At 58.1% G+C, this 23,465-nt stretch carries 23 protein-coding genes and 1 pseudogene; 7 read left to right on the top strand and 17 right to left on the bottom strand.

What is annotated here, in order from left to right; translation table 11 throughout:
- Both fghA and PG900_RS18410 read right to left on the bottom strand, forming a co-directional pair.
- Window positions 1-837 (bottom strand): S-formylglutathione hydrolase, encoded by an 837-nt coding sequence (fghA, locus tag PG900_RS18405; protein ID WP_011704224.1) that lies wholly within the window; start codon window positions 835-837, stop codon window positions 1-3.
- A 49-nt stretch (window positions 838-886) separates the two neighbouring features.
- The gene (locus tag PG900_RS18410) at window positions 887-2,014 is read right to left on the bottom strand and encodes an S-(hydroxymethyl)glutathione dehydrogenase/class III alcohol dehydrogenase (RefSeq protein WP_017410549.1); all 1,128 of its coding nucleotides are present in this window, start codon (window positions 2,012-2,014) and stop codon (window positions 887-889) included.
- Between the two features lie 119 nt (window positions 2,015-2,133).
- Between PG900_RS18410 and PG900_RS18415 the strand changes: the two genes are divergently transcribed.
- Window positions 2,134-3,039, top strand: coding sequence for a LysR substrate-binding domain-containing protein (locus PG900_RS18415; RefSeq protein WP_005307641.1), 906 nt, complete (start codon window positions 2,134-2,136; stop codon window positions 3,037-3,039).
- 59 nt (window positions 3,040-3,098) lie between these two features.
- On the opposite strand, the gene PG900_RS18420 is transcribed toward PG900_RS18415, so the two are convergent.
- From PG900_RS18420 to PG900_RS18435, 4 genes are all read right to left on the bottom strand, one after another.
- Window positions 3,099-4,064: an ABC transporter permease gene (locus PG900_RS18420; protein WP_016349044.1), complete on the bottom strand. Its 966-nt coding sequence runs from the start codon at window positions 4,062-4,064 to the stop codon at window positions 3,099-3,101.
- Between the two features lie 2 nt (window positions 4,065-4,066).
- Window positions 4,067-5,182: an ABC transporter permease gene (locus PG900_RS18425; protein ID WP_005307647.1), complete on the bottom strand. Its 1,116-nt coding sequence runs from the start codon at window positions 5,180-5,182 to the stop codon at window positions 4,067-4,069.
- Window positions 5,183-5,264: 82 nt separating this feature from the next.
- Window positions 5,265-6,845 (bottom strand): ABC transporter ATP-binding protein, encoded by a 1,581-nt coding sequence (locus tag PG900_RS18430; RefSeq protein ID WP_029302435.1) that lies wholly within the window; start codon window positions 6,843-6,845, stop codon window positions 5,265-5,267.
- Window positions 6,846-6,928: 83 nt separating this feature from the next.
- Window positions 6,929-7,927, bottom strand: a complete 999-nt coding sequence (locus PG900_RS18435; RefSeq protein WP_024944638.1) for a BMP family lipoprotein — start codon at window positions 7,925-7,927, stop codon at window positions 6,929-6,931.
- A 491-nt stretch (window positions 7,928-8,418) separates the two neighbouring features.
- Between PG900_RS18435 and PG900_RS18440 the strand changes: the two genes are divergently transcribed.
- From PG900_RS18440 to uvrD, 3 genes are all read left to right on the top strand, one after another.
- Window positions 8,419-10,338 carry a hypothetical protein gene (locus PG900_RS18440; protein ID WP_270801246.1) on the top strand — a complete coding sequence of 640 codons (1,920 nt, stop codon included), beginning with the start codon at window positions 8,419-8,421 and terminating at the stop codon, window positions 10,336-10,338.
- Between the two features lie 34 nt (window positions 10,339-10,372).
- Window positions 10,373-10,804: a hypothetical protein gene (locus PG900_RS18445; protein ID WP_270831981.1), complete on the top strand. Its 432-nt coding sequence runs from the start codon at window positions 10,373-10,375 to the stop codon at window positions 10,802-10,804.
- 68 nt (window positions 10,805-10,872) lie between these two features.
- Complete coding sequence (uvrD, locus tag PG900_RS18450) at window positions 10,873-13,044, top strand: DNA helicase II (RefSeq protein ID WP_270831983.1); 2,172 nt, start codon at window positions 10,873-10,875, stop codon at window positions 13,042-13,044.
- A gap of 97 nt (window positions 13,045-13,141) precedes the next feature.
- On the opposite strand, the gene PG900_RS18455 is transcribed toward uvrD, so the two are convergent.
- From PG900_RS18455 to PG900_RS23080, 5 genes and pseudogenes are all read right to left on the bottom strand, one after another.
- Window positions 13,142-13,900, bottom strand: a complete 759-nt coding sequence (locus tag PG900_RS18455; RefSeq protein WP_270831985.1) for an RES family NAD+ phosphorylase — start codon at window positions 13,898-13,900, stop codon at window positions 13,142-13,144.
- On the bottom strand, window positions 13,815-14,177 hold the full coding sequence (locus PG900_RS18460) for a hypothetical protein (RefSeq protein ID WP_270831987.1): 363 nt from the start codon (window positions 14,175-14,177) through the stop codon (window positions 13,815-13,817). Before PG900_RS18460 ends, PG900_RS18455 begins: the two co-directional genes overlap by 86 nt.
- Window positions 14,178-14,183: 6 nt before the next feature.
- Window positions 14,184-15,089 (bottom strand): sce7725 family protein, encoded by a 906-nt coding sequence (locus PG900_RS18465; protein WP_151027793.1) that lies wholly within the window; start codon window positions 15,087-15,089, stop codon window positions 14,184-14,186.
- A gap of 16 nt (window positions 15,090-15,105) precedes the next feature.
- On the bottom strand, window positions 15,106-15,936 hold the full coding sequence (locus tag PG900_RS18470; RefSeq protein ID WP_270831988.1) for a sce7726 family protein: 831 nt from the start codon (window positions 15,934-15,936) through the stop codon (window positions 15,106-15,108).
- 197 nt (window positions 15,937-16,133) lie between these two features.
- Window positions 16,134-16,300, bottom strand: a pseudogene (locus PG900_RS23080) (DUF2846 domain-containing protein); the annotation flags it as partial.
- 203 nt (window positions 16,301-16,503) lie between these two features.
- Here PG900_RS23080 and PG900_RS18475 point away from each other — a divergent pair.
- Complete coding sequence (locus PG900_RS18475) at window positions 16,504-17,016, top strand: hypothetical protein (protein ID WP_270831989.1); 513 nt, start codon at window positions 16,504-16,506, stop codon at window positions 17,014-17,016.
- Between the two features lie 92 nt (window positions 17,017-17,108).
- Here the strand turns inward: PG900_RS18475 and PG900_RS18480 are convergent, their stop codons facing one another.
- Window positions 17,109-18,269 carry a CgeB family protein gene (locus tag PG900_RS18480; protein WP_270831990.1) on the bottom strand — a complete coding sequence of 387 codons (1,161 nt, stop codon included), beginning with the start codon at window positions 18,267-18,269 and terminating at the stop codon, window positions 17,109-17,111.
- A 492-nt stretch (window positions 18,270-18,761) separates the two neighbouring features.
- Window positions 18,762-18,959, bottom strand: a complete 198-nt coding sequence (gene ydfZ, locus PG900_RS18485) for a putative selenium delivery protein YdfZ (RefSeq protein ID WP_270831991.1) — start codon at window positions 18,957-18,959, stop codon at window positions 18,762-18,764.
- A 278-nt stretch (window positions 18,960-19,237) separates the two neighbouring features.
- On the opposite strand from ydfZ, the gene PG900_RS18490 reads away from it, so the two are divergent.
- Entirely contained in the window at window positions 19,238-19,738 is a 501-nt protein-coding gene (locus PG900_RS18490) for a DUF1993 domain-containing protein (RefSeq protein WP_024944643.1), read from the top strand.
- An 89-nt stretch (window positions 19,739-19,827) separates the two neighbouring features.
- Here the strand turns inward: PG900_RS18490 and PG900_RS18495 are convergent, their stop codons facing one another.
- The 3 genes from PG900_RS18495 to PG900_RS18505 form a co-directional block, all read right to left on the bottom strand.
- Complete coding sequence (locus PG900_RS18495) at window positions 19,828-20,277, bottom strand: SRPBCC family protein (protein WP_011704236.1); 450 nt, start codon at window positions 20,275-20,277, stop codon at window positions 19,828-19,830.
- A 79-nt stretch (window positions 20,278-20,356) separates the two neighbouring features.
- The gene (locus tag PG900_RS18500) at window positions 20,357-20,869 is read right to left on the bottom strand and encodes a cupin domain-containing protein (protein ID WP_270831993.1); all 513 of its coding nucleotides are present in this window, start codon (window positions 20,867-20,869) and stop codon (window positions 20,357-20,359) included.
- A gap of 97 nt (window positions 20,870-20,966) precedes the next feature.
- Entirely contained in the window at window positions 20,967-21,623 is a 657-nt protein-coding gene (locus PG900_RS18505; protein WP_017410561.1) for a DUF3313 domain-containing protein, read from the bottom strand.
- A gap of 271 nt (window positions 21,624-21,894) precedes the next feature.
- On the opposite strand from PG900_RS18505, the gene PG900_RS18510 reads away from it, so the two are divergent.
- Window positions 21,895-22,569 (top strand): chromophore lyase CpcT/CpeT, encoded by a 675-nt coding sequence (locus tag PG900_RS18510; protein WP_039214808.1) that lies wholly within the window; start codon window positions 21,895-21,897, stop codon window positions 22,567-22,569.
- A gap of 9 nt (window positions 22,570-22,578) precedes the next feature.
- Here the strand turns inward: PG900_RS18510 and PG900_RS18515 are convergent, their stop codons facing one another.
- On the bottom strand, window positions 22,579-23,463 hold the full coding sequence (locus PG900_RS18515) for a LysR family transcriptional regulator (RefSeq protein ID WP_270831994.1): 885 nt from the start codon (window positions 23,461-23,463) through the stop codon (window positions 22,579-22,581).
- Between the last annotated feature and the right edge of the window lie 2 nt (window positions 23,464-23,465).

Consider the following 23,465-nt stretch of genomic DNA (forward strand, 5'->3'; position numbering starts at 1 on the left):
TCAGAGGTGGCGGGCGTGAAAGCGCAGGTGCGCCTCGATGAAGCTCGCCACGAAGTAGTAGCTGTGGTCGTACCCGGCGTGGCGGTTGAGCTCCAGCGGCCACTCCTTGCCGGCAGCCGCATCGGCCAGGGCGTCGATGTGCAGCTGTTCGGCCAGGAAGGGATCGTCCAGCCCCACGTCCACCAGGGTCGGCAGCGGCGTCACCGGGTGGTGGCGCAGCAGCTGGCAGGCGTCCCACTCCTGCCACAGCAAGGGGTTGTTGCCGAGGTAGGCGCCGAGTGCCTTCTGGCCCCAGGGACAGCGGCTCGGGTGGCTGATGGGGCTGAAGGCCGACACCGAGCGGTAGCGACCGGGTTCGCGCAGGGCGGCGATGAGCGCCCCGTGGCCGCCCATGGAGTGGCCGCTGATGGCGCGCTTCGTCGAGACCGGGAAGTGGGTCTCGATGAGCTCGGGCAGCTCGCGGGTGACGTAGTCGTACATCTGGTAGTGATCGCGCCAGGGATGCTGGGTGGCGTTGACGTAGAAGCCGGCGCCCATGCCGAGATCGTAACCGGGGTCGTCCGCTACGTCTTCACCGCGCGGGCTGGTGTCCGGCGCCACCAGGGCGATGCCGAGCTCGGCGGCGATGCGCTGGGCGCCCGCCTTCTGCATGAAGTTTTCATCGGTGCAGGTGAGGCCGGAGAGCCAGTAGAGCACGGGCACCTTCTGGCCGGTGAGGGCCTGGGGCGGAAGGTAGATGGCGAAGCGCATCTCGCAACCCAGCACCTCGGAGGCGTGGCTGTAGCGCTTGTGCCAGCCGCCGAAGCTCTTGTTGCTGCTGATTATGTCCAGATTCATCGGGGGAACTCCTGCACCCCGCCCACGGTGGCGGGCGGGGTGATCATGCTCAGTAGTGGATGACGCTGCGGATGCTCTTGCCTTCGTGCATCAGATCGAACGCCTCGTTGATCTGCTCAAGCCCCATGGTGTGGGTGATGAAGTCGTCCAGCTTGAACTCGCCCTGCATGTAGCGCTGCACGTAGCTCGGCAGCTCGCTGCGACCGCGCACGCCGCCGAAGGCGCTGCCGCGCCAGACCCGGCCGGTGACCAGCTGGAACGGACGGGTGCTGATCTCCTGGCCGGCACCGGCCACACCGATGATGACCGACTCGCCCCAACCCTTGTGGCAGCACTCCAGCGCCGCGCGCATCACCTTGACGTTGCCGATGCACTCGAACGAGAAGTCGACGCCGCCGTCGGTGAGCTCGACGATCACCTCCTGGATGGGCTTGTCGTAGTCGTTCGGGTTGATGCAGTCGGTGGCGCCCAGCTTGCGTGCCAGCTCGAACTTGCTCTCGTTGATGTCGATGGCGATGATGCGGCCGGCCTTGGCCAGGCGAGCCCCGATCACCGCGGAGAGGCCGATGCCACCCAGCCCGAAGATGGCGACGCTCTCACCCTCTTTCACCTTGGCGGTGTTCATCACGGCGCCGATGCCGGTGGTGACGCCGCAGCCGAGCAGGCAGACCTCTTCCAGCGGGGCGGCCGGGTCCACCTTGGCGATGGAGATCTCGGGCAGCACAGTGTATTCGCTGAAGGTGGAGGTGCCCATGTAGTGATAGATGGGCTGGCCATCCTTGGAGAAGCGGGTGGTGCCGTCCGGCATCAGCCCCTTGCCCTGGGTGGCGCGGATCTTCTGGCACAGGTTGGTCTTGCCGGATTTGCAGAACTTGCACTCGCCGCACTCGGGGGTGTAGAGCGGGATCACGTGATCGCCCACCTTGACGCTGGTGACGCCCTCGCCGACGGATTCGACGATGCCGCCCCCCTCGTGACCGAGAATGCAGGGGAAGACCCCTTCCGGATCTTCACCGGAGAGGGTGAAGGCATCGGTGTGACAGACGCCGGTGGCGACGATGCGCACCCGCACTTCGCCTGCCTGGGGCGGCATGACGTCGACTTCTTCGATGGAGAGGGGCTGGCCCGGGCCCCAGGCGATGGCGGCCTTACACTTGATGCTTTGAACCTGTGCCATGACGGATGTCCTTATTGTTGAGTAGGGTGAGGAGAATGGGTTCGGACATCCAGTGTAGTTTCCCGCCTATTTGGTGATAATAAGGCGAAATCTGAAATCACTTTTACAGACAGGTAATAATGTTCGGCTGGGAAGGGATCTGTGAATTTGTCAGCGTGGCGGAGCAGGGGGGGTTTACCCCGGCGGCGCGCAAGCTGGGGGTGTCGGTGGCGCAAGTCAGCCGGCAGGTGGCACAGCTGGAGGATCGGCTGCAGGCCAAGCTGCTGCTGCGCACCACCCGTCAGGTGCGGCTCACCGAGCTCGGCGAGATCTACTATCGCCACTGCCGCCAGCTGCTGGACAACCTCTACGAGGCGGAGCTGGCGGTGGGGCGCCATCAGGCGGTGCCGCAGGGCACCCTGCGCATCACGGCCCCGGTCTCCTACGGCGAGAGCCGCATCGCCCCGCTGGTGAACGACTTCATGGTGCGCTTTCCCCAGCTGGAGGTGACTCTCAACCTCACCAACCAGCTGCTGGATCTGGTACACGAAGGCTACGATCTGGCGCTGCGGCTCGGCCACCTCAAGGACTCCAGCCTGGTGGCGCGCAAGCTGGCGCAGCGGGTGCCCTATGTGTGCGCCTCGCCCGCCTACACCGCCCGCCACGGCATGCCCAACAGCCTCTCCGAGCTCACCCGCCACACCTGCCTGGTGGGCAACAGCGACGAGTGGCACTTCACCCTGGATGGCCGCCCCCACAGCGTGCGGGTGCACGGTCTGCTGCACTGCAACAGCGGCCATGCCCTGCTGGATGCGGCGCTCAAAGGGATCGGCATCATCCAGCTGCCGGACTACTACGTGAGCGACCACCTGGCCCAAGGCGAGCTTATCGAGCTGCTGCCGGAGCTGCGGGCGCCGGCGGAGGGGATCTGGGCCCTCTATCCCCACAACCGCCACCTTTCCCCCAAGGTGCGGCTGCTGGTGGACTATCTGGCGGAGCGGCTGAGCGATCCCCATCAGCCCGCGCTGGTGCGCCCCGTCGGCTGACCTCGCTCAATAAAAAAGGCCCGCATGTGCGGGCCTTTTGCATGGCATGAAGGGCGGGGCTATTCCCGCTCCTTGACGTAGGGGGTGCCGAGCGCCTTGGGGGCCACCGCCTTGCCGATGAAGCCGGCCAGCAGGAACACGGTCAGGATGTAGGGCAGTGCCTCGATGGCCTGCACCGGGATCGGGAAACCGCCGATGCTGACCCCTTGCAGCCGGATGGCGACCGCATCGAGGAAGCCGAACAGCAGGCAGGCCGCCATGGCGTTCCAGGGGCGCCACTTGCCGAACACCAGCGCCGCCAGCGCCATGAAGCCCTTGCCCGCGCTCATGTTGGGGATGAACTGGGCGGTCTGGGCCACCGCCAGGTAGGTGCCGCCGATGCCGGCCAGCAGGCCGCCGATGATGAGCGCGGTGTAGCGCATGCGCACCACCGAGATACCGGCGGTATCGACCGCTGCCGGTGCCTCGCCCACCGCCCGCAGGCGCAGGCCGAAGCGGGTACGGAACAGCACCCACCAGGCCAGCGGCACGGCGGCGAACGCCACGTACTCCAGCAGGGAGTGGCCGCTCAGCAGCTCGCTGTAGAGCTGGCCGATGACCGGCACGTCATACAGCTCCTTGGCATAGGGCAGGTCGATGGGGGCGAAGCGGGCCGCGCCGGACAGCGCCGGGGTCTGACCGCCCTGATCGAACCAGTAACGGCCCAGGGTGACGGTCAGGCCGGCCGCCAGGATGTTGATGGCCATGCCGCTCACCACCTGATCGCCGCGGTGGGTGATGGTGGCAAAGCCGTGCATCAGGGCGAACAGGATGGAGACACCCACCCCGGCACCCAGCCCAATCCAGGCAGAGCCGGAGACGGCTGCCGCCGCCGCGCTGGCGAACGCCGCCGCCAGCAGCTTGCCCTCCAGGGCGATGTTGACCACGCCGGAGCGCTCGCAGAACATGCCGGCCATGGCCGCCAGGATCAGCGGTGGCGCGGTGCGGATGGTGGCATCCAGCATCAGGATCAGAATTTCGAACATGATCAGGCCCCCTTGACTTGCGCAGAGCGGTTGGCAAACGCCAGATAGAGCTGCTCGATGCGCGGACGCATCATGTGCTCAAGGGCGCCACAGAACAGGATCACCAGACCCTGCAACACCACCACTATGTTGCGGTCCACCCCGAACTCGAAGCTCAGCTCGGCGCCGCCCTGATAGAGGAAGCCGAACAGCAGGCTGGCGATGATGACGCCGACCGGGTGGTTGCGCCCCATCAGCGCCACCGCGATGCCGGTGAAGCCAAAGCCTTCCACGAAGTTGAGCTTGATCTGGTGCAGTTCACCCTGCAGCACGTTGAGGGCGAAGAAGCCCGACAGCATGCCGGAGATGACCATGGCCAGGATCACCACCTTGGGATAGGAGATGCCGGCATAGGCGGACGCACTCTGGCTGGCGCCGACCGAGCGGATCTCGTAGCCCCAGCGGGTATGCCAGATGAAGACCCACACCAGGGCCGCGCAGAGCAGTGCCCAGAAGAAGCTGATGTTGAGCGGGCTGTTCGACATCTCCATGCCGAATGCCCCCGCCAGTTCGCTCATCTTCGGCAGCCAGCTCGCCTCGGCAAACACCTTGCTCTCGGTGGCCATGGAGCCCGCCGGCTTGAACACCTCGACCAGCAGGTAGGCCATCAGGGAGGCGGCGATGAAGTTGAACATGATGGTGGTGATGACGATGTGGCTGCCGCGCTTGGCTTGCAGCCAGGCAGGGATGAAGGCCCAGGCCGCGCCGAACAGGCCGCCGGCGATGATGGCCAGCGGCAGCAGCAGGGCGAACGGCAGGGAATCACCCAGCAGCAGACAGACCAGACCGACGCCGAGGCCGCCGATATAGGCCTGCCCCTCGCCACCGATGTTGAACAGACCGGCGTGGAAGGCCACCGCCACCGACAGACCGGTAAAGATGAAGCCGGTCGCGTAGTAGAGGGTGAAACCGACCCCTTCACCGGTGCCGAAGGCGCCGTACCACATGATCTCGGCGGCATCGACCGGGTTGATGTCGAGGTAGTAGAACAGGATGGCCGACACCAGGAAGGCCAGCAGGATGTTGACCGCGGGCAGTACGCCCACGGAGATCCAGGCAGGGATACGTGCTTGGCTCATGGGCGAGCCTCCTTGGCAATCTGGCCGGTGACGGGGGTATTGACCATCAGCAGGCCGAATCCGTTACAAGTGGCTGTGAGCTTCATGATGTGGCTCCTTGTGATTGGCTTGCCGCCACCTCGTCAGGAACTATGTTTGCCATCATCAGACCGATAGTGCGCTCATCCGCCTTGGCGGCATCCAGCTCACCGACGATGCGACCGTCGGCGATGACCAGAATGCGGTCAGAGAGGCTCATGATCTCGTCCAGTTCCACCGATACCAGCAGCACGGCTTTGCCCTTGTCGCGCATGGCAATAATCTGCTGGTGGATGTACTCGATGGCGCCGATGTCGACCCCGCGGGTCGGCTGGCCGATCAGCAGCACGTCCGGGTCCTGCTCCACTTCCCGGGCGATCACCAGCTTCTGCTGGTTGCCGCCGGAGAAGTTGGCGGTCTTGTGCTCGGGATGGGGCGGGCGCACGTCCCACTTGTCCATCTTGGCCTGGCAATCCTGCAGGATCGCCTCTTTGTTCTGCAACCAGCCCTTGTTGTACTGGGGACGGCGGTGATAGCCGAGGATGAAGGCCTCTTTCGCCTCGAAGCGGTTGATGAGACCCATCTTGTGTCTGTCTTCCGGCACGTGGCCGAGACCGAAGTTGCGTACCCGCTCCGGGTCGGCCGGGTGGCTCACACTCACTTCGTGGGCCTGACCGCCACCGGTGATGGTGAAGCTGCCCTTGCTCGGCTTGAGGATGCCGCCGAGCAGGCTGAGCAGCTCGGACTGGCCGTTGCCGGAGACGCCGGCGATGCCGACCACTTCACCGGCCCGCACCTCGAAGCTGACGGATTTGACCCGCTCCACCCTGGCGTCGTCCACATAGCTGAGGCCATCGACCTTGAGCTTGGCGTCGCCCGGCTGGGTCGGCCCCTTGTCGACCTTGAGGCGCACCTTGCGGCCCACCATCAGTTCGGCCAGCTGCTCCTTGTCGGTATCCTTGGTGGCGACGTGGGCCACCATTTCACCCCGGCGCATGATGGAGACCTGATCGGTGATGGCCAGGATCTCGCGCAGCTTGTGGGTGATGAGGATGATGGTGGCGCCCTGATCGCGCAGCTTCTTGAGCACCTCGAACAGGTGATCCGCCTCTTGCGGGGTCAGTACCCCGGTCGGCTCGTCCAGGATCAGGATGCGGGCGCCGCGATAGAGCGCCTTGAGGATCTCGACCCGCTGTTGCAGGCCTACCGGCAGATCCTCGACCTTCTCGTGCAGCGGCACTTCGAGACCATAGTCCCGTGCCAGCTCGCCCAGCAGTTTTTCGGCCGCCGCCAGGCTCTTGCCCAGGTGCCAGCCGTTTTCCGCGCCGAGAATCACGTTTTCTAACACTGTAAAATTGTTAACCAGCATAAAGTGCTGGTGCACCATGCCCACGCCTGCGGCAATCGCATCTTGTGAGCCATGGGGTTTGAACGGGTTGCCGTCGATGAACATCTCGCCTTTGTCGGCGTGGTAGAAACCGTAGATGATGCTCATCAGGGTCGACTTGCCGGCGCCATTTTCGCCGACGATACCGTGAATGCTGCCTTTACGAACCTTAAGGTCGATCTGCTTGTTGGCGTACACTTCGCCAAACCGCTTATCGATACCCCTTAATTCGATGGCATAGCGATCTGTCTGGTCCATGATGCAGTCCTTGCGGGTCATGAAAAGAGACTAAAAACCGGCCCGTGCGGGCCGGTCGTTGGGTTGAGAGTAGTAGCGGTTACTCAGTATTTGCAGGTGCTGTCGCTCATGTAGTCGTGCACCTTGACCTTGCCGGAGATGATTTCGGCCTTGATGGCGTCCACCTTGGCTTTCATCTCGGGGGTGATCAGCTTCTCGTTGTCTTTGTCGAGTGCCCAATCCACACCACCCTCGGCCAGGCCCAGGTTCTTGATACCCGGTTTCCAGGTGCCCTTGGCGGCGTCATCCCAGGTCTGGTAGGCGGCCAGGCCAACCGACTTGACCATGGAGGTCAGCATGGTGCCCGGTTGCAGGTGGTTCTGGTTGGAATCTACGCCGATGGCCAGCTTGCCTTCGTCCTTGGCGGCCTGGTAAACACCGATGCCGGTACCGCCGGCGGCGGCATAGACTACGTCGGCGCCCTTGGCGAACTGGGACTTGGCCAGTTCAGCACCCTTGGCCGGGTCAGCAAACGCCGCCGGGGTGGAGCCGGTCATGTTCTGGAACACTTCGATCTTCGGATTGACGTACTTGGCACCCTGCTCGTAGCCGCACTCGAACTTGCGGATCAGCGGGATGTCCATGCCGCCCACGAAGCCGACCTTGCCGGTCTTGGAGGCGATGGCAGCCAGCGCGCCCACCAGGAAGGAACCTTCATGCTCCTTGAAGATGACGGACTGGACGTTCGGCTTGTCGACCACCATGTCGATGATGGTGAACTGGGTTTTCGGGAACTCGGTCGCTACTTTCTCTACCGCGGAACCCATGTTGAAGCCGACGGCAACGATCGGGCCGTTGCCACGGCTGGCCAGACGACGCAGGCCCTGCTCACGCTGGGCTTCGTTCTGGGGTTCGAACTCCTTGACCTTGACGCCTTTGTCTTTGTTGTAGACTTCGACGCCATTGCGGAACACGGCTTCGTTGAACGATTTGTCGAATTTGCCTGCGGTGTCGTAGATGACGGCGGGCTGGGAGGCTGCCTGGGCAGACAGGGCAGCGAGAGTGAGGGCGGCAACGGTGGCCAGCTTGAGCACTTTAGTCACGATCGTATCCTTGATTGTTATGTGAGGGTCCACAACCTGCCGGGGCAGGCCATAAAGCACGCTGGCTAACTGTAAGTGAGCCACGGTGTGGGTCAAGGAGATCATAAAGGAAAAACGTTTGCGTTAACGGTTTGAAATATAAGCAAATCGCTTTATAAGTGGTTGTTTTGATGCCTGTTTTCAGATTTAAATTCTGTGAATAATTAGCTCCAAATGACATTTCTGTTTGTATTCATAAGGTTATAAGCAAGCGTTTTCACATGATGACCAATATTTGAGATTCCATTGGCGCCATTTGATGGTTTGGTATCAGTATCTTTCGTTATTAGCACTAGTTGGAGAGTACCCCAGATAGTGGATTTGCCGGCGAGAGTGAACGAGCTCATATAGCTGCACATTACCGCTTTTCATATGAGTACTCTTGTGTATTATGCGACTCGACTGCCCTCCTGGATGGGGGCGTGTTTTTTCACTTATTCGAGCGATAAAAAATGAAAAAAAATGTGCTGAGTGCAGCAGTGGCTTGCGTATTGTCAGGTGTCATGTTGACCGCTTGTGGAGGTGGCGGCGACGAAGGTGGCAACGGTGGCAACAGCGGTGGTGGCACCGACACCGGCAGCAAGCCCCTGCACACAGCAATTTTCCTCGATGCCGCCGTTGCTGGCCTCAACTACCGGTGCGCCAATTACAGCAGCATCACCAACGCCAATGGTGAGTTTCTGTTCAATGATGGCGACAGCTGTTCCTTCACTCTGGGCAACCAACTGTTGGGTTCGGTGACGCTCAAGGCTGGTAGCTCTTTGGTCACTCCCTATACCTTGGCGGGTGATGACAAGAACAAGGCGATCCGCATCGCAGCCCTGTTGCAAACTCTCGACAGTGATAACAACCCGGAAAATGGCATTACCCTCGACAAGGCACAGGTCGCACAACTGGGGATCATCGAATTAGGTAGCGATGACGCCTTTAACACCTCACTGGTCGAGGCCCTGAAAACGGCAGGCCTGACCAAGGATGTCGTCTCCCTGGCCGCAGCGAAAGACCATCTCTCTGCCACTCTGGCGGGTGTCAATGGCCGCTCTGTCGCGGTCGACAAGGTGCTATCGGATTTACAAGCGCTGACCGATCTGAAAACCCTTAACGTTGAAGAGAAACTCAAGGAGTACAAAGACACTCTGCTGGCTGAAACCACAGATAATGGCAAGATTGACCGCCAGATCGTGCTGGCCACGCTGGCCATGCTCGAAGTAACCAACGACCCCATTGTTGCAGAACGCCTGGGCTTTACCTCCTCTGAAATGGGCGTGAATTACAGCACCAACCTGGCCAAAGTGATCGATGTCATCATCCACACCCCCTATTCCGCCTCCGTTATCCTCAAGGGTGACAAGGGGTATACCCGCGACGTAGCCAAGCTAATGGGGACCTATGCCGATAGCATGGACAAGGTCGCCGCCACCCTGGCCGATATTCAGGACCCGGGTTACAGCGCTACCTATGGTGATGACAAGTCTGTCACTCTCAACTTCGACGGCGCCAAGGCACTGCGCGCCTCAGCCATCGCGATGGCATCGGCACTCAATATTGCCGCATCATACCAATATGGCCCGGACAAAGCCTATTCTGTCCAGGAAGAAGAGGTGACCTTGCCTCGCATGCTCATCACTTACTCTTGGGATGGGCAACAGCAAAACACCATCTATGGTGAGAATGCCAGCACCTTCAAGACCCAGTTCAGCCCGGTGGATATCGAGCCGGATAGCCTGATGAGTCACCCCGATTTCTTCCGCCTGACTGACGAGGCCAAGATGCACTTGGGCAAGGCCAAAGCTCAGCTGAAGCAAGCGGTAGACATTGCGCTGACCATCGATCAGAGCAAGCTGGACGACTCTTTGACCGAAGAGGATATCGCCGCCAACACCAAATTCCTGACCCAGCTGGCGAACCATTTCTTGGGCAAGGAGCCTACTGTCGAGTGGACAAATCGCAAGATCAAGTACGTCAATACCGGCATGAATTGGGAGCCCAAAGAGGTGGGCGTCAAGTTCAACATCAACGTCATCCCGTTCTTTGACGAGATGCTGGATCGCAGCGATATGACCATCAAGGTATCTGGCAACTGTGCTGTGGGTATTCGGGATGCCGAACTCTCCAAGGCAATGGGAGAACCCATGTGCCTGATCTCGAGTGACGAGTTCAAGGCGCTTCTTGCCCAAAACGATTACGATGCACTCAAGTACATCGGCTGGATACAGGAAGATCAATACAGCCACACTAGTATCTATGCCAAGGGAGTGGGCTATGATTGGTCAACCCAAATGACACCGGTGGCCGGGTCGACCTTCGACAAGGTCTTCGTATCTTGTACCGATCTGGATGGCAACAAGGTCAGCTGTGCTGATCAGCTGTAAACAATGCAGAGCGCTCCTGTTGGGAGCGCTCTTTTTGCTGATGCCGGCGGCGCAAGCTGCCGGCATGTTGGCACGCTACAACGACTATCGGGAGCGTGTCTTCGATAGTCAGGGCCAGTTGCAATATCAATTGAACACCCGTGAATACTTGCAGCGGATGCCCAGCGGGCGTCCGTCATTGTCCAGTCTCTTTGCGTTGCGCGAAATACAACGGGAGTCACTGGAGTTGAAACAAGGCACCTTGATGGTGGATGCCGTCATAGTGCACTTCCAGCATGGGTATTATCAGGACGGCATGCTCATGATGGGTAGCACGGAAGTGACGCTGCCTGAAGGCCGTTTGCGAGCCGCCTCCCTTCGTTTTGATCCTGTTCATCAGGTGCTGGATGCACCACGCGCCATGTTATTGAGCTTTTCTGGTGATGTGTTGGGCCAATATCGGAACTATCACCGCCCCCTTCGTTGATCCTGCTGGTTGGTCTCTGGCCACTCAGGTCGTATAATCCCCGCCTGTATAAATAAACAGGAGTGGTGATGGACGTTTCAACCCTGCTCGACGGGCTCAACGACAAGCAAAGAGATGCCGTTGCGGCCCCCCGCAGCAACCTGCTGGTGCTGGCCGGTGCCGGTTCGGGCAAGACCCGGGTGCTGGTGCACCGTATCGCCTGGCTGATGCAGGTGGAACGCTGTTCACCCTTCTCCATCATCGCGGTGACCTTTACCAACAAGGCTGCGGCCGAGATGCGCGGCCGGGTCGAGAAGGTGATCGGCGACGGCGTGCGCGGCATGTGGATCGGTACCTTCCACGGCATCGCTCACCGCTTGCTGCGGGCCCACCATCTGGATGCGGGGTTGCCGCAGGATTTCCAGATCCTAGACTCCGACGACCAGTACCGCCTCATCCGCCGGGTGCTGAAGGCGCTCAATCTCGACGAGAAGCACTGGGCTCCGCGCGCCGTGATGGGCTACATCAACGGCAAGAAGGACGAGGGCTTGCGCCCTGGCGACATCGATCTTTACGGCGACCCCGTCACCCGCACCTATCAGCAGATCTACAAGACCTATCAGGAGACCTGCGATCGCTCCGGTCTGGTGGACTTCGCAGAACTCCTGCTGCGGGCCCACGAGCTGTGGCTGAACAAGCCGCACATCCTCGAGCACTACCGCGACCGCTTCCAGAACATCCTGGTGGACGAATTCCAGGATACCAACGGCATCCAGTACGCCTGGCTGCGGATGCTGGCAGGCGACAGCGGCAAGGTGATGATCGTCGGCGACGATGACCAGTCCATCTACGGCTGGCGCGGCGCCAAGATCGAGAACATCCAGCGCTTTCTGACCGACTATCAGGGCGCCGAGACCATCCGCCTCGAGCAGAACTACCGCTCCACCGCCAACATCCTGAAAGCGGCCAACTGCGTTATCGCCAACAACGCCGAGCGCCTTGGCAAGGAGCTGTGGACCGAGGGGGCCGAGGGCGAGCCGATTTCGCTTTATGCCGCCTTCAACGAGGTGGACGAGGCCCGTTTCGTGGTCGGTCGCCTCAAGGATTGGAAAGAGAAAGGCGGCTTGCTCGCAGACTGCGCCATCCTCTATCGCTCCAACGCCCAGTCACGGGTGCTGGAAGAGGCGCTGATGCAGGACGCCATGCCGTATCGCATCTACGGCGGCCTGCGCTTCTTCGAGCGCCAGGAAATCAAGGACGCCATGGCCTACCTGCGCCTTATCAACAACCGCGGCGACGACGCCAGCTTCGAGCGGGTCGTCAACACCCCGACCCGCGGCATCGGCGATCGCACCCTCGAAATCTTGCGGAGCAACGCCCGGGATCAGGGCCAGAATCTGTGGCAATCGGCCAAGGCGTTGCTCAATGACAAGGTGCTGACCGGTCGCGCCGGCAACGCGGTGCGCGGCTTTGTGGATCTGATCGATGCGCTGGAGGAGCAGGTCGGCATGCTGCCGCTGCACCAGCAGGCGGATATCGCCATCCAGAACTCCGGCCTCAAGGCGATGTATCTGGCGGAAAAAGGCGAGAAATCCCAGGCGCGGGTAGAGAACCTGGACGAACTGGTCACCGCCTGCCGCCAGTACCAGCGCCCGGACGAGCTGGAAGACATGAGTGATCTCTCCGCCTTCCTCGCTCATGCGGCGCTGGAATCCGGCGAGAATCAGGCGGACGAATATGCCGACGCGGTGCAACTGATGACCTTGCACAGCGCCAAGGGGCTGGAGTTCCCGCTGGTGCTGCTGGTCGGCGTGGAAGAAGGCATGTTCCCCAGCCAGCAATCCACCGAGGAGTCGGGCCGGCTGGAGGAGGAGCGGCGCCTCTGTTACGTCGGCATGACCCGCGCCATGGAGAAGCTCTACATCTGTTATGCGGAGAGCCGCCGCATCTACGGCCGCGAGATGTTCCACAAGCCGAGCCGCTTTATCCGCGAGATGCCCGCCGAGTGTCTGGAAGAGATCCGGCTGCGCACTCAGGTCAGCCGCCCCACCCAGTACGGCCGCTTCAGCCAGAACGAGGTGCAGCAAAGCTTCGACGCCAGCGGCATCAAGCTCGGCCAGCGGGTGCTCCATCCGAAATTTGGGGAAGGAATCGTGCTCAACTTCGAAGGGGTCGGCCAGCAGAGCCGGGTGCAGATCCAGTTCGACGACGTCGGCGCCAAGTGGCTGGTGACGGCCTATGCCAGATTGGAGGCGCTTTGATTTTTCCCGCTCTTGATGCAATCAACCCGGCTTAGGCCGGGTTGGTTTTTATATCTCTAGTAAGAACTGACGGAGATAAGCTATATTTTTTAGAAGATCATTCTGCACACACTGATACAGACGTGACATTTTTAGTAATTGGATTATTTATTTCCACTGTATCAGGATAGAAAAGAACTATGTTTTCCCCTGTGCCAAAAGAGCTTGTAAAGGTAATTCCATCGTAGTCGCTGATACTTTTAATGAACTCACAAAGGAATTGTGTTGGTATATAATCTAACGTTGCCCTTTCAGGGATTACTGGCTGAGCTAATTCTTTTGAAAACAACTCGATCAAAGCTAAGTGGTCAATTATAAGATCCATTTCATCCCCTGCATATTTCAGTAAAGAAATTCGTTTTTTGGGATTTGTCAAATTAATTAACTTTAAGCTTCTTTTTGCAACACAGGTAGAAATGTAAACCGTTGACCCAATGCTTGGGCGAACTTCTCTAATACATGTTTCTTCATTTTCAGCCACATATAGATATACAATGCCAGCCGGATTCGCACGTCCAGCAGATGCTTTTTCTGGCGGAGGTGAACCCATATGCTCTTTTAACAATGCCGAGTCCGAAATCCTAGCTCGATAAAAACAATCCGTCTGCTCTCTGACCTCACATAACTCATCTATCAACTGAATGAATGTGTTCTTTTCAATGCTATTTTTCTCATTCTGAAACGAGGAAAACATTTTTCCGTAAATATTTCCCGTGGGGAAAAATCGATTTTTATGGATCAATTCTTTTTTGAATTCCAACCATAACAATGAATTTTTTTTGAGGGCTATATTTAACCTTCCATTTTTTTGATTCATCAACCCCCAAAGCCAATTCTTTTACAAGCTCGGCAGGCTTGTTGACGGTGGAGCTTAATATATTTAGGTCATGGGTAAGGACTTCGTACAACTCCTTACCATGAATATCTTCATCAATACAAAATTCAATACCGTCAGAGACTTCACTTAAAATGGACGGCTCAACGCATAATACATCTTTGCTAGAGCAAAATGAACAGCGAGATATTTTCCCCATCCGCTGTATTTTCTCTTTTAGCGCACTATCATTGAAGCAATTTATGCAACATTTGGACATTTTTAATTATCCTTCCAAATAATCACACAATGTTTCTATATGATGCATAATAGATAGTTTTTTAATCTGACCTAAACCAGGGTAATGACGATTTTCATAGAGACTTATAAATTCTCTAGTGGCTAGAGTTTCATAGAATATAGAAGGGTTCTTAATTATATCTTTAACAGCTGAACCAAGTGCATCTATGAACTTACCACCAGGGTTGGTGGGAGTGTTATCATCATATGATGAATAATGCTTTACATACATTTCATCATACTGTTCTTTATTGATATAAGACAAATGTATTGTAACTACATATGCAGGACCACCACTCTCGGAAAAATCAGTCCCCATAATCGTATAATCACCAAATCCCACTGCGTTTGGTGTATCTCGAAATGTTACATGCCAATGTGAAAATGCAGACTCTGAACCATAATCCGCGTTTCTTGGTTTCTTTTTAAAATTATCATCGATGAATGCTACTTTAGAAAACTTAGTGAGCAGTGTTGGGGATATTTTAGGATTTATAATAGTAAATGCTGCTGTGTTACAGAGTTTAATAATTGTATTATCGACACCCTCAGTTAAATATATAACAAACTCGCGCGTCATGTTTTCCGCAAGATTAATAGCAAGCTTATCAGAAGAACCTGCAAGCAATATACACGGAATATAATTGTACTCATCAAGTATCCTAGTGATCCGATCACTAGGTTGACCACTTAACTCGCCAACAGATGGGTTGATCACAACGATAGGAATTATATTGCTTTTATTTAAATGCTCTATCGTATTAACTAATGCATTCATATTCTCTCTGACAGGCTCTATAATCGGTTTTAGATACCTTGCCGAGGAAATATCCGCACACTCTCTTAATGCTGCTAATTCAAATTGCTTCCCTCGTAAGTAGGGTAGGTACATGATTTATCCCTCATCATTAACTATTGAATCTTATAATTAGACTATCTATTTGTTTTTTTTTGAAACTATAGCTGATAGCCGCGTTTTTAAGCGAGTAAGGTAATGAACAAATAAACTCTTTGTTGTTTTTCCTACTAAGCTTTAAAATCATTCTTAACTGTTCAGCAAGTGTATCAGGTTCAGCTTGATAAAATTTATCAAGACATACCGAGAACACATCACTATTGGAGCATGTGATCTTTTCACCAGAAATTAATTCTGCCAAAAGAATATACTCATCCTTTCGCAAGGACTTTATCACAGTGACAGGACAAAGAGGCGTACTTCTTTTTTTCGCCAATTTCTTTACACTTAGATAATTATCAGAGGTTAGCACCATAATGCCAACACTGTCAGGGGTGGCCTTATATACAGATTTAAAATTAAGCGGAGCACAAACTACATACACTTCATCAAAGAAAGCACAGTAATCCTTTAATTGCTCATCAAGCCTATATAAGCTGTCATATTCTGTTTTTATTTCATAGCATACAGACGAACCATTTATAATAACGCAGTCGGCTTTACTTGAGCCAACCCTAAATTCTGACAGCATGGTTGCCGTATTTAAAGAGTGCTTTCCCAAAAGATGCCGGTTCACTATTGCATTTTTAAAAAAATACTCAGTTTTATATTTTTTATCAATAATGCAATATATCTTATTGTATGTTTCATAAAGGGAGCTACAAACATCACCCCCGAGTAATTCAGTAGAGATCTTTTGAATAAGCGACATATCACCATCAGCAAGCTGGGAAAGCCCCTTGCTAGTAAATAATCTTGACGCCTCTTTTAACAAAAATTGCATTTTAACTCTACCAAAATATATATTAACTTTAAGAGTAACCTATTTTCTTTTTTCAAGAAATATTAATGCTCTGATTTTTTGATGTAAGTCCTCTTTCGAGTCACCATTCACACTACGTTTATGATGACAAAATCCTAGCAACCAACCAATGAGACTTAGCCATAGATGATATGGCTACGCCTTTTCTTTCCTATTTATCACTTGACCAACTTGCTCTCCATTACTCCTTGCTTGTCCTGCTCTTCACTGACCTGACTCAGCTTGGAACGGGCTATCAGCAGGCCCATCTGACCTCCTGCCAGACGTAGTAGTTGTTACCCGCCTCGGTGCTCAGGGTCAGGGTGGCATCGTTCTCCGACATGTAAGAGATGCGGCGGTCCGGCACCCTCTGTTTTGGTTGGGAGAAAGGCAGGTGAAGGTTCGTATGGGGCCTTGTTGGTACGCAACCGCTCAGACTGGTGCCGATGTGACGGGATTCAATATTCCAACAATTAACCGGCATGGTGCGGCACTTTGACGGTGTGGCGAATCGCGGCATACTGCCTCGTCACCAGATGGGAGTCATTGATGTCTAAGTGGATGCCGACACTGCGCCGGGTGAGGAGCTGGTTTTTGCGAAAGGTTGCGCTGGCGCTGCTGACCAGTTTGTTGTTTATGATCTCGTTTACCCTGTTTCAATACGCATCCTGGGGGCCTGCACTGGCCGAGGATACGTCTCTCGAATGGAGTGGCTTCTCCCAAGGGCGGACCTTTGCCGAGCTGGCCCCGGCCATGCTGGAGTTCAGCGCCGTGCTCGCCTCTGCTTTCTTGCCCCTGTTTTTGCTGACGCCCCGCCCGCTGTTGCTGCCGCTCTTTGCCGGGCTCTGGTTGTGGCAAACCTATGACATCGCCTTTATGACGGCAACCGCCTCGACCTGGCTGCCCCACGAGATCATCTGGACCTTTATCCTGCCTCACACCCATTGGCTGCTGCTCACCCTGCTGGCGCCGCTGCTGCTGATCCGCCATCTCGGCAAGCGGCTATTTGCGGCAGCACCAGCCACCCAGTCAGAAATGAGCCGCCTTGCAGGCAAGCCGTGACCAACGGGAGCGCTCGATGACACTCCGCTAATCGAACCTGCACGGGCTGACAGGGGGAATGGTCACTCACCGTCTGATATCAAACATGGCCGTCAGTTATTTGAATGCGCTTTTACGTCAGGGTGTTGCATGCTTGCCAGCTCACTCTGGACGGTCTGGAACAAGCTGATCAGGCGCGCTCGATAGGTGTGGTGGGTCAGCACCGTCTGTTGCCCATGGGCGGCGATGGCGGCGCGCTCCTCCTCGTGGCTCAGGTAATAGCGACAGATCTCCAGCAGGTCCTGCTTATCGCGGAAGATCACCAGATCCTTGCCCGGGGTGAAGAGATGATGCAGATCCTCCTTGTCATTGGTCACCATGAATCCACCGGCGCCAAGAATATCAAACACCCGCATGGGGAGCCCCGACTCGACGAAACTGCGCACCAGATTCAGGTTGATCCTGCTGCGTTGAAACAGGCGTGGCATTGCTTGGTAATGTTCTGCGTATCCGCAATAGGTATCTGTGTGTGTCGCCCATTCCGGGTTTCCATACACGGCTACCCGTTCAAACCGGGCCGCCAGAGCCTGGATGCAGGACACCCTTTCCCGATAGGAGTGTTCGCGCCCCAGCAGATACGCCAGTTTTTCATCTTCACTCAGGTAGGCTAGCCCGCTTAGCGGATACACCTCTTTGACCAGCCGTATATGAGACTCCGTGAGTTGTGCGGTCAGGGGCTGCCCCTCCAGGTGCAGATCGATGTGTCCAATCAACGCTTCCAGCGTTTGCAGTGGTCCGGGGGCCAGCCGTGGCTTGATATGGGTCTGGTATTCCGGCGGGGTCAGGTTGGCGATGAAGGAGATATCGTGGTCATAGCCCGGCTCGGCTGGCAGTTGGCGCTGCTCGTTGACGGCGACCGGCAGGTAGTAGACGGAGCCATTGCTCTGCTCCTTGAGCCTGCTTGCTACGACAAGGTCGTAGACAAACGTGAAGGAAAAGGGGTTGGAGATGGCGTCATGATGCATGCCATAGCAAGGCGTATCGACCACCCACGCAATGTAGGGCTTGCGCAATGCTTCGGCCGCTTGAGAGAGGAGGGGATTGAAGTTGATGCTGAAGAGGTAATCAAAATTGAGAAATGGCAGCTTGGTAAACACCTCGGCAGAATAGGCGATGCGAATCACGTTAAACCCCAGCGCCTGGAGCGTGTCCATGCAGTCTCTCGCTATGGTGACATGCTCAAAGCAGAGAACGGTTGCAGCCTGATCCTTCATGTTTTCTCCCCATTATCCCGTGTGTGTCTCGTCAAGGAGAGGGCGCTGCAAGCACTTGGAGACTCCTGCCCGGTGACAACCTTGAGGCCCTGTGCCCTCGTAAAGCTCTGATGAGTGTTTTGCGACCCATATCATGTGCGGCGCCTGTTTTTGGCCCTAGCCTCTTGGCTTGTCAGCACAGAGGGGTGGTCAAGGTGACGTTGTTTGAGTTGGTCTCAATTGTGCCTTTATAACGCAGGGTTAAGTCTCGGGTGAAGCTATTTGACCAACAGTCACCCAAGTAGGTGCCAACGAATGGCAGATCTTCAGATGCAGGTACCCACCTTGCTTCCCATATGTTCGAGCCTGCTAACGCTTGATGACGCTGGGCTAATCGAATCAGTGCAATGGGAAGGTGGGTAAAACAGAGAGGAGAAATCAGAAACCCGGCCACTGACGGGGCGCGGCGGCCGGGTGAATTGTAAAGAGTAGGGTGACAGAGAACGCGGGGTATCAGCCTAGTCTAATCAACTCGATGGGGGCGTACTGCTCCCGGGAGTTGGCCAGCAGCACGCACTTCTCATGCTCGGCCTGATAGGGGGTCAGGTTGTCGGTGTGGGCCTCTTTTAGAAAGTCGACGGCGCCGCTGGCGGCGATCATCACGCGCTGACCTGCTGTGAGCGCATTGCGGTTTCGGTCATAGATTTTCATGGCACTCTCCTTTTGTGGGGCCCGGCGCTATGCCCAGGCTGCGCGGATCAGCCTACGCCCCTGCCAAAGCGTGATGTATGTCACAGATCAAAAAAGAGCCAAAGAGGGACTCAGTGCGTCGGCAAGGGCGAGCGGACCTGCCGCGTGGGGTCGTCCAATCCTGTCGCTGGGAAGGCAGGTCGGTGCTGCTTTTTACGGGGGCGGGCTCGAACAAACGGGGGGATCCGCTATAGTGGATGCCGCTCGTACAACTGCCTTCAACCAACCGAGAGCGCATTATGAATCGTGATATCGTCGCCCAGTTTATCAAGATGCTGACCAACCTCGACCAGTGCCTGGCCAAGGCCGAAGCCCACGCCGCCGCCAAGAAATTCAACGTGGAGAACTTCTTCGGCGATCGGCTGATCGTCGACATGCTGCCATTCAGCAAGCAGGTGCTGATCTGCTGCGACAGCGCCCGCGCCGTGGTGGCCACCGCCAGCCTGAGCGAGCCGCCGGTACTGGGGGATGACCCCAAGACCATGGCGGATCTGCGCGCCCACCTGGCCAAGACCCTCACCTATCTGCAGAGCAAGCTGGATGCCGATTTCAGCCAGTATGCGAGCGGCCACTACTACCCCTACTGGGCCGGTGGCAAGGGGATGGACGGCTACACCTGCGTGCATGAGTACGGCATCCCCAACTTCTACTTCCACCTCACCATGACCTATGCCCTGCTGCGCAAGGCCGGGGTCGAGCTTGGCAAGGGGGATTACCTGGGCGCCATCAACCTGCAATAAGCTCATCCCGTCATCCGGGTTTTGCCCAGCATAAAAAGAGCCTGCCACTGTGGCAGGCTCTGTCGTTTTCGGGGTCACCAGCGCGCCGGTTACTGCGCCGGGATCTCCGGCTCCACCAGGGCGGCCAGCTGGGCCAGCGACTCCTGCCAGCCGAGATAGCACATCTCCACCGGGATGACCTCGGGGATCCCCTCCTGCACGATGGCGAGCTCGGTGCCGCACACCACCCCGGTCAGGATCACGGTCACGTGCATCACTCCCGGCAGGTTGGGATCGTCGAACCGGTCGGTGTAGCGGATGCGCTTGCCCGGTTCGAGCTCCAGGTATTCGCCGCCAAAGGCGTGGCTGTTGCCATTGCCGAAATGGGTGAACGCCATCCGGAAGTGGCCGCCGACCTGGGCCTCCAGCTGTTCCACCCGGCAGGTGAAGCCATAGGGCGGCAGCCACTTGGCCAGCGCATCGGCCTCGATAAAGGCCCGGTAGATCCGCATCGGCGGTGCCTTGAGCACCCGGTGCAGCCGCACTGTTCCTGTCCTCATCTCTCTGTTCCTCGTTGCCTTGGGTCCATCAAGGATAGTCGGTTGCGTCCGTTTGCCGATGACTGGCCGGCTGCGAGCCCTAGCAGGGGCCGTTGCGCTCGCGCAGCTGGTCGGGCAGGCCGTCGTGATCCCCCAGCTCGTGCTCGGGTACCGCATTCCAGTGCCGCGCGCCGATGAAGCGGTTGCGCTCGGGGTGCACGGCGTAGTGGATGTGGTTGCCCGCCCGATCCGTGTCGCCCACGCAGAGCAGTCGCACCGGCTGAGTTGTGTTGTTGATGAAGGTGTGGGCCAGCCCGTCGACGGCCTTGAAGCCGACCGAGTCACCGGGCTGCAGCCGATGCAGCACGCCATCGAGCCAGACGTCCGGGGTGCCTTCCAGCACGTGGACGAACTCGTCCTCGGTCTCCTCGGCGTGGGGCCAGCTGGTGCGCCGGCCCGGCGGCAGCAACTCGTGGTGAATGCCGAGGCGGGCAAAGCCGTAGTGCCTGCCGAGGGCGCTGCCCAGGGAGAGCGGCTCCTCGCTGCCGGAGTAGCGGCCGGGCTCGGGCTCCTGCAGCTCGCGCCAGTGTTTGATGCTGGGATGACGGTTCATGACGGCTCCTTGTCGAATGAAAGGGGAAACAAGCGGCCCCGTGCGGGCGCACGGGGCCGGTGGTGGGCGCCTTGCGCCCGGGAGATGGCGAGCCGGACTAGCGGCCCAGGTTGTCGGCCAGTTGCTTGGCGCGGCCGGCGGCCCACTGGTCGATCATCTTCTCCATCTCGCTGGCGGTGATGGGGCTGTCCTTGTGGGTGGTGTCCGGGCTCTCGCGCGCATCCATCACCCGCACCAGCAGTTTGCCGTTCTGGGAGTCGAGCAGTTGGGCCATGCTGCCCACCTTGAGCAGATAGGGCTCCTTGCCGATCACCTCGCGGGTGACGTTGATGGCGATCTTGGCGGGCAGCAGATCCCGCAGCTTGGGGTCGGGCCGGGTCAGATCGAAGTTGGTGATGGCGGCCTGCACCCGCATCACGCCGGGGCCGGGGGCGGTGGCAATCTTGACGCCGTGGCTCATCAGCTCGCGCTGGAAGGTGGCGTGGTAGTAGCGGCCGATTTCGTTCTGTTCGTTGGCGGTCAGCAGGTACCACTGGCCGTTCTCCTGGCGGATGAACTGCAAGGGATCGAGCAGCACCTGATGGTACTGGCGCAGATCCACGCCGGGCTCCTTGTAGATGCGCTGGTTGGGGTTGCTTTCGCTCTGCTGGAAGGCGGTCAGCGGAATCGCCTGCAGGCTGTGGGAGACCTGATTCTTCACCGCGCAGCCACCCAGCAGAATGGCCACCATGCCCGCGATTACGGCTCTTTTCATCTTTTGCTCCTGATTGCGGCGCTTGCCCGACCCTGGCATCCGCTGCGCAGGGCATTGCAAGAGAAATAACCGATTCAAAGAGCGCCCACAAGCGAAGAGTGCAGCGGCGTTCAGGCGGGATCCAGCCCGCAGGCGGCAGCCACCCGTTGGCCGGGACATGACGCTAATACGATGATTTTGCTTCGGATCGGCAATCATTTGATCAAGGTTGCGGATATTGGCGCCGTTCGCTCATATAATCGCCGCCATGAAACTGATTCGGAAGGATTCGATGACCAGCCTGATGGCGGCCCTGTGCGGGCTGCTGCTCTCCTGCCTGGCCTGGGCGGCACCCACCCCCTTCGTCACCACGCCCCCTGACAGCACCACCACGGCACCCTCCGCCAGCATGGAGCCGCTGCTCTCCTGGTTTACCGGCGAGTTCTCCAGCCGCGAGCAGGCCAGCTACGACAACCGCTTCACCAGCGCCGAGCTGCGGCTGGTGGAGATCTGGCCCGGCTACAAGGGCTTTCGCTGGGTCTATGCCGAGCAGTTCCTGACCGAGCGGGCGGTACGCCCGTTTCGCCAGCGCATCTACCGCTTCTCGCTGGTACCCGACGGCCGCATCCTGATGGCCGAGCTGACCATGCCGCGGGCCATCGACTTTGCCGGCGCCTGGCGCCAGCCCGAGCTGCTCGACACTCTCACGCCACAGCAGCTCTCTTTGCGTCAGGGCTGCGAGATCTGGCTGACCCGCCAGCCGTCGGGGGAGTACGCTGGCCACAGCAAGGTGGGCAGCTGCTCCACCAATTTTGGCGGCGCCAGTACCCTGGTGCAGTACCTCTGGATCGGCCCCCACAGCGTGAGATTGCTGGATCGGGCCTACGACACCGAGGCCCATCAGCGCTGGGGCAGCCCGGGGGAGGGCTATGTCTATCTGCGCCGGGTGAAACAGCGCGGCGAGTAGGGCTGCGCCCTACAGCTGGTGGCGCTGCTCGCTCAGATAGTCGATGAGCAGCCGCAGGCGCAGTGGCAGGGGTTCCCTGGCCGGGTAGAGCAGGTTGACCGGGCGCGGGGCGGGCAGGGCATCCGCCAGGATCTCCTGCAGGGTGCCGCACTCGAGCTCCTCGCTCAGCAGGGCGCGCGGCTGCAGCAGGATGCCGGCATGGTTGAGGGCGGCCACCTTGAGGGCGCTGCCGTGGTTGCTGATGAAGGGGCTGTCCCACAGGTGCAGTTGTTCGAGCGGAAAGGCCTCGGCCAGGCTCGACTGGCCGAGCCAGGGGCTGAATCCCAGGCAGTGGTGGCGGGCCAGATCCGCCAGCGTGAGGGGAATGCCGTGGCGTTGCAGGTAGTGCGGGGATGCGCAGAACACCGAATCGGAGCTGGCCAGCGGCCGGGCGATGTAGCCGGCGTCCTTGGGCTGACCGACCCGGAAGATGAGATCGAAGCCGTCGCCGATGACGTCCACCAAGCGATCCGACAGATCCAGCTCGATGCGGATCTGCGGGTAGCGCTCCATGAAGCGGCACAGCAGCGGCGTCAGCCGGTAGCTGCCGAAGGTGACGGGGGCATTGATGCGGATCCTGCCCGCCGCCTGGCCGGTATTGGCCAGGGTGTTCTGCTCCAGCTCCCGGTAGTGTTGCAACAGGTTCTGGCAGCCGGCGAGGTACTCCTGGCCCGCCTCGGTCAGGCTCTGGCAACGGGTGTTGCGATTGAGCAGACGGGAACCGACCCTGGCCTCCAACCACTTGATGTACTTGCCGATCATGGCCGGCGTCATCGCGAAACGATCCGCCACGGCGGCGAAACTGCCCGCACGGGCAACCTCGACGAAGATCTCGATGGCCGTCAAGCGATCCACTC

It is taken from the genome of Aeromonas sp. QDB03, assembly GCF_027707985.1.
GTDB lineage: Bacteria > Pseudomonadota > Gammaproteobacteria > Enterobacterales > Aeromonadaceae > Aeromonas > Aeromonas hydrophila.

Bases quoted from the DNA above. Each gene is read 5' to 3' on its own strand.
- PG900_RS18490 (WP_024944643.1), top strand. From the start codon at position 19,238: ATGAATCGTGATATCGTCGCCCAGTTTATCAAGATGCTGACCAACCTC.
- uvrD (WP_270831983.1), top strand. From the start codon at position 10,873: ATGGACGTTTCAACCCTGCTCGACGGGCTCAACGACAAGCAAAGAGAT.
- fghA (WP_011704224.1), bottom strand. From the start codon at position 837: ATGAATCTGGACATAATCAGCAGCAACAAGAGCTTCGGCGGCTGGCAC.
- PG900_RS18470 (WP_270831988.1), bottom strand. From the start codon at position 15,936: ATGCAATTTTTGTTAAAAGAGGCGTCAAGATTATTTACTAGCAAGGGG.
- PG900_RS18480 (WP_270831990.1), bottom strand. From the start codon at position 18,269: ATGAAGGATCAGGCTGCAACCGTTCTCTGCTTTGAGCATGTCACCATA.
- PG900_RS18430 (WP_029302435.1), bottom strand. From the start codon at position 6,845: ATGGACCAGACAGATCGCTATGCCATCGAATTAAGGGGTATCGATAAG.
- PG900_RS18420 (WP_016349044.1), bottom strand. From the start codon at position 4,064: ATGTTCGAAATTCTGATCCTGATGCTGGATGCCACCATCCGCACCGCG.
- PG900_RS18440 (WP_270801246.1), top strand. From the start codon at position 8,419: ATGAAAAAAAATGTGCTGAGTGCAGCAGTGGCTTGCGTATTGTCAGGT.
- PG900_RS18495 (WP_011704236.1), bottom strand. From the start codon at position 20,277: ATGAGGACAGGAACAGTGCGGCTGCACCGGGTGCTCAAGGCACCGCCG.
- PG900_RS18460 (WP_270831987.1), bottom strand. From the start codon at position 14,177: ATGTCCAAATGTTGCATAAATTGCTTCAATGATAGTGCGCTAAAAGAG.
- PG900_RS18455 (WP_270831985.1), bottom strand. From the start codon at position 13,900: ATGAATCAAAAAAATGGAAGGTTAAATATAGCCCTCAAAAAAAATTCA.
- PG900_RS18475 (WP_270831989.1), top strand. From the start codon at position 16,504: ATGTCTAAGTGGATGCCGACACTGCGCCGGGTGAGGAGCTGGTTTTTG.
- PG900_RS18500 (WP_270831993.1), bottom strand. From the start codon at position 20,869: ATGAACCGTCATCCCAGCATCAAACACTGGCGCGAGCTGCAGGAGCCC.
- PG900_RS18415 (WP_005307641.1), top strand. From the start codon at position 2,134: ATGTTCGGCTGGGAAGGGATCTGTGAATTTGTCAGCGTGGCGGAGCAG.
- PG900_RS18465 (WP_151027793.1), bottom strand. From the start codon at position 15,089: ATGTACCTACCCTACTTACGAGGGAAGCAATTTGAATTAGCAGCATTA.
- PG900_RS18510 (WP_039214808.1), top strand. From the start codon at position 21,895: ATGACCAGCCTGATGGCGGCCCTGTGCGGGCTGCTGCTCTCCTGCCTG.
- ydfZ (WP_270831991.1), bottom strand. From the start codon at position 18,959: ATGAAAATCTATGACCGAAACCGCAATGCGCTCACAGCAGGTCAGCGC.
- PG900_RS18425 (WP_005307647.1), bottom strand. From the start codon at position 5,182: ATGAGCCAAGCACGTATCCCTGCCTGGATCTCCGTGGGCGTACTGCCC.
- PG900_RS18505 (WP_017410561.1), bottom strand. From the start codon at position 21,623: ATGAAAAGAGCCGTAATCGCGGGCATGGTGGCCATTCTGCTGGGTGGC.
- PG900_RS18410 (WP_017410549.1), bottom strand. From the start codon at position 2,014: ATGGCACAGGTTCAAAGCATCAAGTGTAAGGCCGCCATCGCCTGGGGC.